Origin of the sequence: Sulfurimonas hydrogeniphila, from assembly GCF_009068765.1 — a bacterium.
Lineage (GTDB): Bacteria > Campylobacterota > Campylobacteria > Campylobacterales > Sulfurimonadaceae > Sulfurimonas > Sulfurimonas hydrogeniphila.
The window spans coordinates 1,843,707-1,858,204 of record NZ_CP035534.1; the positions used below are offsets into that span (position 1 = coordinate 1,843,707).

Consider the following 14,498-nt stretch of genomic DNA (forward strand, 5'->3'; position numbering starts at 1 on the left):
CTTTCAGTCCTTAAATTGAAGAGGATTTTGTGCCTCTTTCTTGAGATCCTGCATAAAGAGTGCTGCCTCATAGCCGTTTATCACTCTGTGGTCTGCACTCAGGGTGAGAGATATCTTCCCATCCTGCAAACTTCCTACCGCTGCGATACCCGAGTCATTCTTGTTGATCATTGCATCAAAAGATTCTACACCCAGCATCCCAAGATTTGAAATACCGAAGCTTGATCCCTGCATATCTGCTGCAGTAAAAGAATTTGCTTTGAGCTTTGTTTTAAAGCTTTGCAGCTGTGCCGAAATTTCTGCTATAGAGCATTTGTTCGCATCTTTGACAACAGGCATGTAAAGATTTTTCTTATCTGCCACAGCAACGGCAATAGAGGCATTGGGACTTATAACAAGCGCATCATTTTGCAGGCGTGAACGAAATGCTTCATGTTGCATCATCACTTTTGCAAAAATCTTTATCAGCCAGGCGGTTATGCTGTATGCATCATGCTCCACAAAAAGTTTTGCATCAATATGCTCATACAAACGGTACACAGGCTTTTGTGCAGAAGCCGTCACATTGGCAATAATCGCCTTTTGCATCTGACTCAAAGGCTGTGGCAGGGGTGTTTCATTTTTGTCAATAAACTCCTGCACTTCTGCTTCGTTTATTTTATGGTTGAGTGTAAATCCTGCAAGATCCAAGCCGTACCTGTCCAACAGCTGTAATGCTTTTGGTGTAAAATAATGTTCTCTTAAATATGCCTCCACATCCTTTACATGTAAAGCATCTTTGGCTGTTTTTTGCAAAACACTCTGCATATCGACACCATACTGTGCCGCTTTGGCTCTTGCTTTTGGAGATATACCGCCTGTTTCTTTTTTTTGAAGATGTTTGACAACAGGTGTTTTGGGGATTGGTTCTGCCTGTTTTGCCACCGGTTTCTCGACAACTGCTGTTTCTGATGTTTTTACAACTTTTTCATTCTTACTTTCACTGGTTTGAATCCGAGCAATAACTTTTCCAACAGGAACAACATCACCCTCTTTTGCATTTATTTCTGCAACAACCCCGCTTTTAAAGCTCTGTACCTCCATAATTGCTTTGTCACTCTCGACTTCGGCAATCACATCTCCCACATCTACTTTTTGTCCCTCTTTGACTTTCCAGCTGATAAGCTTGCCCTCGTCCATTGAGTCGGAGAGCTGTGGCATCACTATTTCATACATCGTTTTTCTTACCCCATGCCACTATATCACGAGCAATAGACTCCGGTGTAGGAATACTCAAGAGTTCCAAAGTTCTGTTATAGGGAACTGGCACATCTTTTCCTGCCAGGCGCAAAGGCGGAGCATCCAAGGCATAAAACATCTCTTCTGCCGCCCAGGAAACTATTTGTCCTCCGTAGCCTCCTGTTTTGTGATCCTCTTCAACCATTACAAAACGGGAAGTTTTTTCTATAGATTTTTTCAGTGTTTCATAATCTACAGGGTTCAAGGAGCATAAATCTATCACTTCGCAGGAACATCCAAGCTCTTTTTCTATCTCTGGGACTGCCAGCATCACATCATCAACCATTTTCAGGTAACTCACAATGGTAATGTCTCTGCCCTCTTTGGCTATTCTTGCCTGAAAAGGGTTCAGTTTTTGTGTAAAATCCACCTCGCCCTTTTTGTTATACAGCAGTTCATGCTCTATAAACACAACAGGATCATCTGACAAAATCGCATATTTGAGTGCATGGTAGGCATAATTGACATCATTCACACTCAACACTCTTAGTCCCGGTACCGCACAGAGCATCTGCTCATAACTTTCACTGTGCTGGGCTGCGAGTTGACGACTCACGCCCTGAGGAAACCGTACCACTATAGGCAATATGATTTTACCGTTGCTCATATAGTGCAGTTTTGCCATGTGGTTGATAATCTGATCAAAGGCAAGCAGAGAAAAATTGCCCGTCATTATCTCTGCTACAGGTCGCAAACCTCCTATAGCCATGCCCACGGCATTCCCTACAATACTCAGTTCCGCTATAGGTGTATCAATGACTCTTTTCTCACCGTATTTTTCCACCAGTCCTTCCGTCACACGAAAACTGCCACCGTAAAGTCCGACATCTTCTCCCAGTGTTACCACCGTATCATCTGCCTGCATCACCTCATCAAGTGCTTTGTTTAAAGCTTCACGATACAACATTTTCACGCTCCTCGTAAAAAACATGTTCAAACAGAGCATCAGCCTCTGGTTCAGGGGATTCTTCGGCATATTTCACGGCATCTTCCACTTCTTCGTATGCTTTTTTTTCTATATTTTGTATCTCTTCATTCGTGCAGAGCCATTTTTCATGTAAGGCTTTTTTAAACCTCTGTATCGGATCTCGTGCCTTGCAGTGTGCCATCTCCTGCGCACTTCTGTAACTGTTTGCATCACTGACAGAGTGTCCTTCGTATCTACATGTAAAGGCTTCTACAAAAACAGGACCGTGTCCTGATTCTATCTGTTTTTTTGCCTCACTCACTACCTCATACACAGCTTCAACGTCCATTCCGTCCACGGTATAGGTCATCATATAGGGTTCTGCTTTTTTTGCCTGTTCTCGAAACGGCGCCGTTCGCTGAATATTTGTTCCGATTGCATATTCGTTGTTTTCACACAAAAAAAGCAGGGGAAGTTTGTGTGTGGCGGCAATATTGAGTGATTCAAAAAAAGCCCCGCCGTTTGTAGCTCCGTCACCGAAGATGGCCATCACACCCTCATCTTGTTCCAAAAAAGCTCTTGCATAGGCACAGCCTACGGCATTAGGGAGCTGTCCTCCGACAATGGCATCCCCGCCGTAAAAGAAATGCGCAGGTTCAAAAAGGTGCATAGAACCGCCCTTGCCGCCGCTTACCCCTGTAACTTTTCCAAAGAGTTCCGCCATAACAGCTTTAGGCTCAAGTCCACGGCTCATTGCCATAATGTGTTCACGATAGCCTGAAAAAATATCGCCTTTTTCAAAGGCTTTTACCGCACCGACACTCAAAGCTTCCTGTCCAATATCCAAATGTAAAAATCCGGATATATTGCCTTGCATATAATTCTCTTTTGCCGCATACTCAAAAGCACGTCCAAGAACCATCAGATAGTACATCTCTTCAGCCAGTAGTTTGTTCATGTTTTACTACTTATACATGCTTAAAACGGTTCGACGCTATATACACGACCATTTCTTTTGACTATACGGATTCTTTCGCCCTTGTAAAAATCCTTACCTTTGGCAATGACCACAACTCTTCGTCCGTCATCCAGAAGAACACTGAGTTCAAGGGCATTGGCTTTACCCAGTTGGCTTCCCGCATATGCACCGCCTAAACCGCCTGCAAGTGTTGCCAGAGCACTTCCTCTGCCTTTACCGATTAGTGAGCCCAAGACTATACCCGATACCGCTCCAATAAATGTACCTGTGCCATTATCTCTTATAACAACAGGTTTCACAGATTCAATTGTGCCAACCTGATAACTCAATTCATAATTCACAGCACTCGGATCTATTTCATTAACACCGCGTGTTGCACATCCGCTAAAAAATAAACTCCCTGCCAAAACAGTCGCTACAATTCTTTTCATACTTTTACCCTCTCTTTTTATAATTTTGAAGCCATATAATCAGTTACTTCAAGCAGTCTTTGTGAATACCCGTATTCATTATCATACCACGCCATTACTTTAACCATTCTTCCACCTATAACAGATGTCGAAAGTCCGTCTATTATAGAGGAGTGACGATTTCCCAATATATCACTTGAGACTATTTCATCTTTTGTAAACTCCAATATACCCTGTAATTCACCCTCTGAAGCTTCTAAAAAAGCTTCATTGACACTTTCTATGCTCACATCTCTGTGCAACAATGCCACAACTTCGGTTATAGCACCGTCGGGAACAGGCACCCGCAGTGCCATCGCTTCCATTTTTCCTGCCAATGCCGGAATAACTTCAACCGTGGCGACTGCCGCACCCGTTGTCGTCGGTATAATGTTTATAGCCGCTGCACGACCGCGTCTGCGTTTTTTTGCACGTTTGTCAACTGTTACCTGTGAAGATGTATAGGCATGGGTTGTCGTAATCATGGCATTTTGCACACCGAAACTCTCTTCAAGCACTTTCATCACAGGTGCAAGTGAATTTGTCGTGCACGAAGCATTGGAGACAATATGGTGCTTTGCAGTGTCATACTCCTGATGGTTCACACCTTTTACAATTGTTAAATCGACATTTTTACCCGGTGCAGAGATAAGCACTTTTTTTGCCCCTGCTTCTATATGCTGCACAGCCAAAGTTCCATCCGTAAAACGTCCTGTACAGTCTATAACAATATCTATACCCAACTCTTTCCACGGCAGTTCTAGAGGATTGTGATTACTGACGATTGTAATTTCATGCCCGTCAATGATAAGTTTGTTTTCTTTTGTTTCAATAGAAAAATCTGCCCGCCCATGCACAGAATCATATTTCAGAAGGTACGCAGCATCTTCTACACTTGAAGTGTTTGCCGCAACTATTTCGCAGTTTTTTGGAAGATTGTTAATATAATGCCGAAGTACCTGATTGCCTATTCTTCCGAGTCCGTTAATTGCTATACGTTTTTTCATAATCATTCTCTTTTATTTTCATTTATTGCCTGTTGCCTTTGTCTTAGCTTTTGCTTTTTTGCATCATAGATTTAAAAAATATCTGCTGTGCCAATTTACCAAAAGCTTCACCCAGTGTCGGATGCGGATGAATTGTCCCTAATACGTCCATAGCAGTCATTTTATTTGCTACTATCAAAGAAGCCTCTCCCGCAAGAGATGAAGCATCTGCACTTACAATCTCTACACCTATGATAATTTTTGTTTTCTTGTCAATAATAAACTTCACAAAGCCGTCTGTTCTTTTGTCTATTTGTGCTCTGGCATCTATCTCATAGTTATAGACTTCTGTGCTTATCTCTATCTCTCTTTTTTTTGCAACATTTTCATCTATTCCGACTACAGCGATTTGAGGATCACTAAAAAGTACCCAGCTGTTTTTGTCATAATCGACGACATGCGGGCTTGGCGCATACATGTTGTGTACAACTACACCAGCTTCATAACTTGCAGTATGTGCGAATTTTGGGCTATTGATACAATCGCCGCAGGCATAAATATGTTCCTGCGATGATTGCAGTTTTTCATTAACCAGTATCCCTTTTTCATCATATGCCACTTTAGCTTTTTCAAGGGCCAGATTATCAAGATTTGCCACACGACCTGTTGCCATGACAACATTGTCATATTCAAGAATCTGTTTTTTACCTTCTTGCTTAAAATGTATGATAAATTTATCATTTTCATAATCAATCTTCTCCAACACTATATTCAAGTCTACTTTGATACCAAGTGTAAGCATATTGTTATAAACAATGTCTGTTGCATCTTTGCTGATGTGCTTTAAGATTTTTTCACCACGCTCCAGCACATGACATTTTGTGCCAAGTTTTGCAAACATTTGCACCAATTCACAACTAATAGCACCAGCACCTATAAAAAGTAACTCTTTTGGTATCTCTTCTTCAAAAAACAAATCTCTGTTTGTCCAAACTTTGTCAACCCCATTCCCTTTTATATCAGGAATTGAACTTTTTGCACCTGTCGCAATCAGTGCCTTTTTAAAACCAAAAAGCTCTCCACCTACTTCTACGGTATGCCCGTCAACAAAGGCTGCTTTGCCTTGTTTAAAATCGAGTGAAGGTAATCTGGCTATCTGCTTTAATGCAGCCATAGAGCGTTTTTTCAAAATCATATCTTTATCTTCTAAAACAGCTTCCCAATGTATCTGTTCGCTTCCTTTAAGCTCTACATTAAAAGTACTGCAGGTGAGCACATCCCAATATTTGTTTGCAGCATTTTCAAGCACTTTTGAGGGAATACATCCTTCAAACAAACATTCCCCGCCCGGTGCTTCTCTTTTATCTATCAACAAAACTTTTATACCAAACTGTGCTGCTGCCATAGCCGTTGGAGTTCCTGCAGGACCTGCACCAATAATAATTAAGTCATATTCTGTTTTCATTTCTCGCTCCTATTGGAGTAGTTGTAATGCTTCTTTTACAGTAGCATTTTGCGAAGTTATTGCATAAATGGCATTTGCCATTTTTACAGCCTCCTGTAACGGCCTTTGATGAATGTTACGCCCAGTACCATTTCCTCGAGAACCGCCTTTGTGAATTTGTTCGTACAGTTGTGTCAAAAACTCTTTTTCATCTATTTTGGCGCCGCCCTCACACAGAACACCTGTTCTGCCAGCTGCCATTGTAGCCTCTCGCAACAGTTTCGGATCAAATTTTCCTTTTTTATCATATGGCACTTTGAGTTTTACAAAGTCAGCACCCAAGGCTGCTCCGACACCTGCGGCACCGGCTATTAAATGCCCGTCATGTTCATCTTTCACAAATTTGCCTTTTGGATAAATCCACAGCACCGCCAAAAGTCCGTTTTTATGTGCTTCATGGACAATACTCGCCGCCTGGGTCAGCATCTCATGCTCATACGCACCGCCGAGATAAAGCGTGTACCCGACACCTTTTATATCAAGTTTACTCTCTTTGGCAAAGGAAACAACCTCACCGACACTCAGCCATGCTTTTGAATACGGGTCTTGTTTCTCATAAGGGACAAGATTTGTTTTAGCGTTGAGCTTTACAAGATAAGGAACATTTTTATAATCACGCCCATATCTGCTGATAAGCCCAAACTGTGTTGCAAATACACCTATTTTTGCACGTGAAGCAATTTTGAACAGATGCTCCGGAGAGTTGTCTTCAAGCGGAATATCTTTGCCGTAAAAATCATTGTTCAAATGCTCGACTTTCTGGTCTCCTGCAAAAAGCATCAAATGGTTTGTAGCGTTTGTCGCACTTTTGAGATTTTTTTTGTATGTTTCTTCTTTGTTCTTTGGTACATCTGCCGGAATATTATATTTCATCATGTTCTCCCAAGTTTTTGTTCAAGTTTGCCTACATTTTCTATGGTTTTTAAGACACTGTCAGGATTCAGACTCATAGAATCAATACCCAGACGCACAAGATACTCCGCCATTTCAGGGTAATCTGACGGTGCCTGGCCACAGATGCCGCTGTGACGGTCATTTCGTTTACAACCTTCCACTGCCAGCCGTATCATCTCTTTGACCCCTTCGTCTCTCTCATCATAATCAAAGGCAACGATTTCGCTGTCACGGTCAACTCCAAGTGTAAGCTGTGTCAGATCATTGCTTCCGATACTGAAACCGTCAAATATTTTGCTAAAAGCATCTATTTGAATAACATTGTTGGGAATTTCGCACATGACATAAATTTCAAGTCCGTTTTCACCCTGTTTGAGTCCATATTTTGCCATAGTGTCTATAACACGCTCTCCTTCATCCACTCTGCGGCAAAAAGGAATCATTAAAATAACATTTGCAAATCCCATCTCATCACGTACACGCTTCATAGCCGCACACTCCAGAGCAAACCCTTCCTCATAGTTTGGATGGGCATATCGTGAAGCGCCTCGAAAACCTATCATCGGATTATCTTCTTTAAGCTCAAAAACCTCACCGCCGAGCAGTGTTGCGTATTCGTTTGATTTAAAATCACTCATACGAACCACACAGGGTTTCGGGTATACAGAAGAAGCGATGGTTGCCACACCCTCTGAGAGTGTTTTGACAAAGAAATCTTCCATCGAATCATAAGCACGTGTCAGTTCTTCCAATTTGTTTCGTGTTGCCTCATCCACTTTTTGGGGATGTTTCAAAGCCATCGGATGCGCTTTTATGTACTCGTTAATGATAAACTCCATTCTTGCAAGACCTATCCCGTCAACAGGCAAAGAGGCGAGGGAAAAAGCAATATCAGGATTTCCAAGGTTCATCATAATCTTTGTTTTTGTTTTTGGCAGATTTGAAAGGTCTGTTCTTATGATTTCATAATCCAAAAGACCTTCATACACATGGCCCTCTTCTCCCTCGGCACAACTTACAGTCACTTCATCAGCATCTTTGAGCACCTCTGTGGCATTATCGCATCCTACAACCGCAGGTATGCCAAGTTCCCGTGAAAGAATTGCCGCATGACAGGTTCTTCCGCCTTTGTTTGTAATGATGGCAGAGGCTATTTTCATGATAGGTTCCCAGTCAGGGTTTGTGGTATCTGCGACCAGTACCTCACCGGCTTTAAAGGTATTGAGATCTTTGACGCCTGCTATGTATCGGGCTTTTCCCTGTCCTATTTTTGTACCGATAGCCTGACCGGTGACAAGAACCCTGCCCTTTTCTTTTAAATGATAGGTTTCAAGAATATTGCCTTTTTTCTGAGATTCAACCGTTTCAGGGCGTGCCTGCACCATATACAGATGCCCGTCGAGTCCGTCTTTTGCCCACTCCATATCCATTGGTTTCGTAAAACCGGCTTTTTTTGAGTAGTGGTTTTCCACCTTGATGGCATAATCTGCAAGGACCATTACCTCTTCATCTGTTATACAGAAACGGCTCTGCTCTTGTGCTGTCGTCGGTATGTTTTTTGTGTATTCCACTGCTATATTGTCCAGATTTATCGTATCTGTAAAAATCATCTTTTTTTCTTTGGAACCCAAAGAGCGTTTGAGAACAGTACGAAACCCTTTGTTGAATGTCGGTTTATGCACATAAAAAGCATCAGGGTTGATGCTTCCCTGCACAACATTCTCGCCAAGTCCGAGTGCTGCATTTATGAAAACAACATCTTTAAAACCTGTCTCGGTATCAAGTGAAAACATGACGCCGCTCGCCCCGATATCACTGCGCACCATTTTCATAACAACTACAGAGAGGTAGACTTTGAGATAGTTAAAACCGTTATCATATTTATAATGTATAGAGCGATCTGTGAAATTTGATGCCAGACATCGTTTGTAGGCATCCAGCAGTTCTTCTGCACTTGAAATATTCAGATACGTGTCATTTTGTCCTGCAAATGAGGCTTCCGGAGAATCTTCAGCCGTAGCAGAGGAGCGAACAGCCAGAGAGAGACTCTCCCCGTACTCTTCTTTGAGTTTTTCATACGCCTTTACAATATCCTCACGCAGATCATCCGGCAGTTTTGCATTATAAACTATCTCACGGCATTTTTTTCCTGCACTTTGCAGGGCATCAACATTGTCGACATCAAGATTATCAAGGAGTGCATGCAGTTTTTCCCAGGCATTGTTTGCATCCAGTACATGTATGTAAGCACTCGATGTAACGGCAAAACCATTGGGCACACGGACACCTTCCGCTGTCAGATTCTGATACATCTCTCCAAGGGAAGCATTTTTCCCGCCAACCTCGGCAACATCCTCTATCCCGATTTCCTGAAACCATTTAATATTTTTTGACATCCTTGCACTCCTTGAAATACTTTTTGCTTTTTGCTCTTATAAAGTATTGTACTCCTTTTTCAGTAAACAAATATCCAATAATATACAACTATTTTCAATACAGTGTTTACTGTCTGTTATCAATTATATTTCATAATTAGACTAAATAAACTTGATATTAAAAGGATAAAGTTATGAAAAAAAGAGTTATATTATCAACAGTATTGGCAGCCGTACTGCTTTCAAGCTCAGCACTCTATGCAAGCTACAATGACAGTGTTTCAAAAAAAGAAGAGAGAGCCATTAATAATCCGACTTTGGTAAAAGGTCACGCTGCTGCCCAGGCAAAGGTGGAAGAATCCCAATCCAAAGAAGAATTTATGCGTAAAATGGATGCTAAATATTTCCAATCAGATGCAAAAAAAGAGGATATGCGAAGGCTGAAAGATGTTGTCAATCAAGAAGCAGACCAACACAGACAGACCCTGCAAAAAGCACCAAAAGAGATTGCACAGGCACTCAGACAGACAGTTGAAGCCCTTAAAGCTTTGCAAAAAAGAGACACAAAAACAGCAAAAGATGCCCTCAACAAAGCCACTAAACTTTTTGACACGGCACTCAAAAACAATCCGAAGCTCACACTCGTACCGGTTGCAGATGCCATAGAGGTCCATGATTTTACAGGAGATGCCAAACTGGTCAAACACATCATAAAATCTGCGCAGGATCTGCTGGATGATTATGATACACAGGCGGCCAGAGCCATTCTCATGCCTTTAGAAGATGAAATGGTAATGACAACACAGTATCTGCCGATGGGTATGTATCCGCTTGCGACAAAAGAAGCACTCAAAGAGTTAAACAAAGGCAAAGCCAAAGAGGCTTTTTCAATGCTTGTCACTGCCTTAAACGGTATAGTCATTAAAACAACCATTGTTCCTTTGCCGCTTATTACGGCACAAAGCCTTGTAGTCGAAGCATCCAAACTCAATAAAAAAGAGAAAGACAAAGCACTCAAGCTGCTTGATTTGGCACAGGATGAACTTGAAAAAGCAGTCTATCTGGGTTATACAAAGAAACATGCGCCTGAGTATAAGATGCTGCAAAAAGAGATTAAAAATATTGAAAAAGAGATTAAAGGGAAAAATATTGTTGCAAAACTCTATGAAAAAATCAAAAAAGATTTTGCATCACTGCTTACAAAACATGAAGCGGACACAAGTACAAAAAAACACTAACTGTACTCACGATTACATGCCAGTTTCAGACAGTTTGGCAACTGTCTGTCTGCAAGAAACGCCTTCATGTTTTCTAAAGAGATCTGCATAATTCTTTGCAGAGCCTCTTTTGTATAGTATGCCATATGCGGCGTGTAGAGAATGTTATTTCGATGAATGTACTTTATGTCGCTTATAACATCGAGACAGAGAATATTTTTCATTCTTCCGTACAGCACATCTTCAATCAGCTCTCCGCGTGCCGTATTGACAATAATGGCATCTTTTTTTAGTCCTGCTGCATTTTTTTCATTCAAAATATTTTTTGTAGCCGGTGTCAAAGGAAGTGCCAGCATCAAAATATCACTTTGTACTATCACAGAGTCCAAATCACAAAAATCAATCCCTAACGTATCGACAATCGGTTTTTTTGTCCTTGAACAGGCGACTACTTTCATTCCAAAGCCTTTGCCAATTTGTGCCATTTGCGAGCCTATGGTTCCAAGACCGAGTATTCCCAGTGTTTTTCCCGAGATTTCCATACCCTGAAGATCACTGTAGTCAAAATTGTTTTGTTTTGTGCGCTGCAGAGCCATATGTGTATGTCTTGTGGCATTTAAAAGCAGTGAAAATGCAAACTCTGCAACAGCAGGACCGCCATAGCCTGCAACATTCGAGACAAGCAGTCCGCGCCGGTAGAGTGTATCGCATTTTATATGATCATAGCCTGTTGATCTTGTCTGCAGGTACTTCAGTGCCGGAAGTTTTTCTAAAATTTCATCTGTAATGCGAGAGTGTACAAAAACAGAAACAGCATCATACGCCTGCGTCTTTTTGAGTGCCTCATTGACAGTCTCTTCAAAAAAGAAGAGTTCCTGCTCTTTGAGATGTTCTTGAAAAAAAGCTTTTTCTTCCGGTTTTGTCTCAAAAAATGCAATTTTCATCTACAGTTCCTTTTGAATTTCTTTCAAATAATAAAACATTGCAGTTTCTCCAAAAAACGGTCCAAAAATATTAAAAATCGGCAAAAAGTTAAAAAGTGCTGTGACGGCGCTGATAACAAAAAAGCCCGATTTGTATCCGGAAAGCTTTGCTCTTTTTTCCTTTGGTATCACCAAGAGAGCACTGTCGTTGACAAAAGTATCTTTAATAAGCCAAATCCATAAGCCGAGTTGCAAAACAAAATTAAGCACCGGAATAAACAGCAAAGGAAAAGCGACAATCGAAACCACCGTATATATCGCTATATCCAGCAGTCTGTTTTCGCTTGCTTTGACCTCATCTTCTTGCAAAAGCGGTTCATAAGGAAAATGCTCTTCATTGATATCTTCCAGCAATGCCTCACTGAAAAAGCTTGTTATCAGCAACATACTGACAATGATACCGCTGTAGATAAAATAGATCCCCAGCAAATATGCCAGACTTTCCTGTACTGTCTCAAACGGCAACCAGTTAAAAAGTCTTAAAAACTGCTCATGCAAATATGCACCTTTAAAAAACCATATTACAGCCCAAAACACAGCACTTAAAAATACAACAAGCAGTGAAAAGGAGCTGTACTTTTCTTTAGAAACCCTCTCTAAAATCATATTGCCAAAAAATGCCAAAATCAGAGCAAATGTTACCAATACCAGGGAAAACCATAAAAAGGAAGAGAAGATCCAGGCTCCGTTTGAACGAAGCATAGAAAACGGTACCAAATCAATAAAACCTGCGGCGACAGAGATAAGTCCGCCCCACATAAAATAGCCGATGATCGACCAGACAATGGTAACGGCTGCCCCTATTGCCAAGGCACGTTTCATTATTTTGTAATTGAGTATTTCACTAAAACCAAAAAGTATTGCTTCTATAATGTTTTGCATCTTACTTTTTTTCGCACTTCATTGCATTTGCTTTGATGAATGAGAGTTTACTGAGTATATGCCCGAATTCGGCATCTTCTTCTTCAAATTTCTTACGAAGTTCGGCTCTTTTTTCCTCTAAAATCTCTATCTGTTTTTCAACATCTTTAGGATTTACATAGCATTTTTTTGCCGCTTCCTGCTCTTTTTCAAGTACCCAATCCATTGCTTTTTTTAAAAAATCTACCATTTTTGATACTCCGTTTATTATTTACATGTAACAATTATAACCCTTATTTTATTAATTTTTCATACTTTTTGAGAAATTTTATAAAGATAATCATGCATGTCAAAATAGCCGATCATTCCTTCGAACAGTATTCGCAGGCACAACTCCATACATAAAAAAATCACACCAAAAAAAAGAATAAGCACAAGTTTGTTTTGTTTGCCTAAAGCCCTCTCTTTCAAAAAAGAAAATCTTTTTATAAGAAAAAAACGCATCTTCCATACCAACACCGGCACAAACAAAGCAAAGATATAATAAAAGAAAATAAATATATCCTGTGCAATGAATGTATTAAAACTTAAGATATTCCACATGTACAATTATACCCCTTATAAAAATTTCACAAGTCTGTCTGTTGCATCAAGAACAAAATCCGGCGGCATATGCCCTTTGTTATAGTAGAGATAATTGTCAAATCCCCATTTCATCATTTTTGCAAGCGGTGAATGAAAAGCAATATCTCTGTTGCCGCCGTAAAGTACATTTGAAGCAATAAGCGTGGCATCATGTCCGCCCATGCTCATAATACAAAAAATTTCCAAATCATAAGAAGGTATTTCTATATCTTCTCCCAATTCTTTCATCACAGCAGCCGCAGCAATAGCCCCCTGAATAATAGCGATATGTCCAAGTTTTGGCTGTGCAAGCGCCGTAGCGTCACCTGCTGCAAAAATGTTCGCATAATCTAAATGGCACATCTGTTTATCTGTAGGAATAAAACCTTTTTCATCATCCAGACCTGATTCAATTAATACTTTTGGAGCCCTGTAGGGAGGAATGATAATCGCTAAATCACATGCCATTTTTGAGCCATCTTCAAATGCTACATAATCTTTCGCTATTTCTGTTAAGACTTTTTTATTGGAAAGCTTTATGCCTCTTTCTTGCATAATTTTTCCAAGAGCATTTCTTGGCGTATCTCCGACATCTTCAAAGAATATCTCACCAGGAGTAAAAACCTCAATCGTATAATCTTTGGTACGTTGCAAACCTTTGTCATGTGTGAGGTAAAAGTCAAGCATAAACATTATTTCGCCTATTGGTCCTTCACACGATAACTTCTATTTTTTTACCGATAAGATGGCGAATTTTGTAAAATATATGCAAGCCTGCAAAACCTGCGCCTAAAATAACGACTTTTTTCATGTTTGATCCTTATAAGTGCCTGATTTTGACTGTAACATTTTACTTTTCCTCTTTATTTTGCAAAAAGATAATCAAAACAAAAAACAGTACCAGAAACAGTACAGACAAATGTTTTTGCAAAACAATCATTATGCCGATGATGCTTTCGCCAAACAGATAGCCCAGCGATGTAAATACAACCGACCATAAGAAAACACCGATAATATCCACAATGAAAAACTTCCAAAAAGAAAATCCTGACATACCGACAAAAAGCAGTGAAGGAATGTGTGTTCCGTATATAAATCGCTCAAATATTATAACTAAAATGCCATGCTTGTGAAACCAGTGTTCAATGTTTTCTATCCGCTTCTTATAATTAACAGGTAGAAAATCTTTTTTTTGATAAGAAAACGACCGCTTGTATAAAGAAGTATATCGCCGATCAAAGCGCCGGCAGTAGCAATCAGAATAATTTTCTCAATAGAAAATACTCCTTTTTTGGCTAAAAATCCGGCAAGTGTCAGCCCTATTTCTCCTTCGAGGATACTCCAAAAGAACAATATCCAATAAGAAAAATGATGTAATAAAAATTCCGTTATCATCTTGTTTTCTGTCCTTTAAACGTTCACAAATAATAGCGCATTTTTG

The 14,498-nt window shown here is 40.3% G+C and carries 16 protein-coding genes; 1 reads left to right on the forward strand and 15 read right to left on the reverse strand.

The window, feature by feature from the left end; all coding sequences use genetic code 11:
* Positions 1-3: 3 nt before the first annotated feature.
* The 8 genes from ETP70_RS09695 to ppsA are packed head-to-tail and all read right to left on the reverse strand — an operon-like array spanning position 4 to position 9,393.
* Positions 4-1,215, reverse strand: a complete 1,212-nt coding sequence (locus ETP70_RS09695; protein ID WP_151900987.1) for a dihydrolipoamide acetyltransferase family protein — start codon at positions 1,213-1,215, stop codon at positions 4-6.
* The gene (locus tag ETP70_RS09700) at positions 1,208-2,185 is read right to left on the reverse strand and encodes an alpha-ketoacid dehydrogenase subunit beta (protein WP_151900988.1); all 978 of its coding nucleotides are present in this window, start codon (positions 2,183-2,185) and stop codon (positions 1,208-1,210) included. Before ETP70_RS09700 ends, ETP70_RS09695 begins: the two co-directional genes overlap by 8 nt.
* On the reverse strand, positions 2,172-3,143 hold the full coding sequence (locus tag ETP70_RS09705) for a thiamine pyrophosphate-dependent dehydrogenase E1 component subunit alpha (RefSeq protein ID WP_151900989.1): 972 nt from the start codon (positions 3,141-3,143) through the stop codon (positions 2,172-2,174). Before ETP70_RS09705 ends, ETP70_RS09700 begins: the two co-directional genes overlap by 14 nt.
* Before the next feature lie 20 nt (positions 3,144-3,163).
* A complete protein-coding gene (locus tag ETP70_RS09710; protein ID WP_151900990.1) occupies positions 3,164-3,595 on the reverse strand; it encodes an outer membrane lipoprotein in 432 nt (143 codons plus the stop codon).
* Between the two features lie 17 nt (positions 3,596-3,612).
* A complete protein-coding gene (gap, locus tag ETP70_RS09715; RefSeq protein ID WP_151900991.1) occupies positions 3,613-4,620 on the reverse strand; it encodes a type I glyceraldehyde-3-phosphate dehydrogenase in 1,008 nt (335 codons plus the stop codon).
* A 43-nt stretch (positions 4,621-4,663) separates the two neighbouring features.
* Positions 4,664-6,064, reverse strand: coding sequence for a dihydrolipoyl dehydrogenase family protein (locus ETP70_RS09720; RefSeq protein ID WP_151900992.1), 1,401 nt, complete (start codon positions 6,062-6,064; stop codon positions 4,664-4,666).
* 9 nt (positions 6,065-6,073) lie between these two features.
* Positions 6,074-6,976, reverse strand: a complete 903-nt coding sequence (locus ETP70_RS09725; RefSeq protein WP_151900993.1) for a beta/alpha barrel domain-containing protein — start codon at positions 6,974-6,976, stop codon at positions 6,074-6,076.
* Positions 6,976-9,393: a phosphoenolpyruvate synthase gene (gene ppsA, locus ETP70_RS09730; protein ID WP_151900994.1), complete on the reverse strand. Its 2,418-nt coding sequence runs from the start codon at positions 9,391-9,393 to the stop codon at positions 6,976-6,978. The genes ETP70_RS09725 and ppsA overlap by 1 nt, the downstream gene beginning before the upstream one ends.
* Positions 9,394-9,566: 173 nt before the next feature.
* Between ppsA and ETP70_RS09735 the strand changes: the two genes are divergently transcribed.
* Entirely contained in the window at positions 9,567-10,610 is a 1,044-nt protein-coding gene (locus ETP70_RS09735) for a YfdX family protein (RefSeq protein ID WP_151900995.1), read from the forward strand.
* On the opposite strand, the gene ETP70_RS09740 is transcribed toward ETP70_RS09735, so the two are convergent.
* The 7 genes from ETP70_RS09740 to ETP70_RS09770 form a co-directional block, all read right to left on the reverse strand.
* Positions 10,607-11,533, reverse strand: a complete 927-nt coding sequence (locus ETP70_RS09740; RefSeq protein WP_151900996.1) for an NAD(P)-dependent oxidoreductase — start codon at positions 11,531-11,533, stop codon at positions 10,607-10,609. The genes ETP70_RS09735 and ETP70_RS09740 overlap by 4 nt on opposite strands.
* Complete coding sequence (locus tag ETP70_RS09745) at positions 11,534-12,454, reverse strand: EI24 domain-containing protein (RefSeq protein ID WP_151900997.1); 921 nt, start codon at positions 12,452-12,454, stop codon at positions 11,534-11,536.
* A 1-nt stretch (position 12,455) separates the two neighbouring features.
* Positions 12,456-12,683 (reverse strand): hypothetical protein, encoded by a 228-nt coding sequence (locus ETP70_RS09750; RefSeq protein ID WP_151900998.1) that lies wholly within the window; start codon positions 12,681-12,683, stop codon positions 12,456-12,458.
* A gap of 59 nt (positions 12,684-12,742) precedes the next feature.
* Positions 12,743-13,036, reverse strand: coding sequence for a DUF4282 domain-containing protein (locus tag ETP70_RS09755; RefSeq protein WP_151900999.1), 294 nt, complete (start codon positions 13,034-13,036; stop codon positions 12,743-12,745).
* A gap of 15 nt (positions 13,037-13,051) precedes the next feature.
* Complete coding sequence (locus ETP70_RS09760; protein WP_151901000.1) at positions 13,052-13,750, reverse strand: FAD-dependent oxidoreductase; 699 nt, start codon at positions 13,748-13,750, stop codon at positions 13,052-13,054.
* Positions 13,751-13,907: 157 nt separating this feature from the next.
* Entirely contained in the window at positions 13,908-14,213 is a 306-nt protein-coding gene (locus tag ETP70_RS09765; protein WP_151901001.1) for a VTT domain-containing protein, read from the reverse strand.
* Complete coding sequence (locus ETP70_RS09770) at positions 14,210-14,452, reverse strand: SNARE-associated domain-containing protein (RefSeq protein ID WP_151901002.1); 243 nt, start codon at positions 14,450-14,452, stop codon at positions 14,210-14,212. The genes ETP70_RS09765 and ETP70_RS09770 overlap by 4 nt, the downstream gene beginning before the upstream one ends.
* Positions 14,453-14,498 lie beyond the last annotated feature (46 nt).

Coding starts and splice junctions, on each gene's coding strand:
- ETP70_RS09695 (WP_151900987.1), bottom strand. CDS start 1,215: ATGTATGAAATAGTGATGCCACAGCTCTCCGACTCAATGGACGAGGGC.
- ETP70_RS09700 (WP_151900988.1), bottom strand. CDS start 2,185: ATGTTGTATCGTGAAGCTTTAAACAAAGCACTTGATGAGGTGATGCAG.
- ETP70_RS09705 (WP_151900989.1), bottom strand. CDS start 3,143: ATGAACAAACTACTGGCTGAAGAGATGTACTATCTGATGGTTCTTGGA.
- ETP70_RS09710 (WP_151900990.1), bottom strand. CDS start 3,595: ATGAAAAGAATTGTAGCGACTGTTTTGGCAGGGAGTTTATTTTTTAGC.
- gap (WP_151900991.1), bottom strand. CDS start 4,620: ATGAAAAAACGTATAGCAATTAACGGACTCGGAAGAATAGGCAATCAG.
- ETP70_RS09720 (WP_151900992.1), bottom strand. CDS start 6,064: ATGAAAACAGAATATGACTTAATTATTATTGGTGCAGGTCCTGCAGGA.
- ETP70_RS09725 (WP_151900993.1), bottom strand. CDS start 6,976: ATGAAATATAATATTCCGGCAGATGTACCAAAGAACAAAGAAGAAACA.
- ppsA (WP_151900994.1), bottom strand. CDS start 9,393: ATGTCAAAAAATATTAAATGGTTTCAGGAAATCGGGATAGAGGATGTT.
- ETP70_RS09735 (WP_151900995.1), top strand. CDS start 9,567: ATGAAAAAAAGAGTTATATTATCAACAGTATTGGCAGCCGTACTGCTT.
- ETP70_RS09740 (WP_151900996.1), bottom strand. CDS start 11,533: ATGAAAATTGCATTTTTTGAGACAAAACCGGAAGAAAAAGCTTTTTTT.
- ETP70_RS09745 (WP_151900997.1), bottom strand. CDS start 12,454: ATGCAAAACATTATAGAAGCAATACTTTTTGGTTTTAGTGAAATACTC.
- ETP70_RS09750 (WP_151900998.1), bottom strand. CDS start 12,683: ATGGTAGATTTTTTAAAAAAAGCAATGGATTGGGTACTTGAAAAAGAG.
- ETP70_RS09755 (WP_151900999.1), bottom strand. CDS start 13,036: ATGTGGAATATCTTAAGTTTTAATACATTCATTGCACAGGATATATTT.
- ETP70_RS09760 (WP_151901000.1), bottom strand. CDS start 13,750: ATGTTTATGCTTGACTTTTACCTCACACATGACAAAGGTTTGCAACGT.
- ETP70_RS09770 (WP_151901002.1), bottom strand. CDS start 14,452: ATGATAACGGAATTTTTATTACATCATTTTTCTTATTGGATATTGTTC.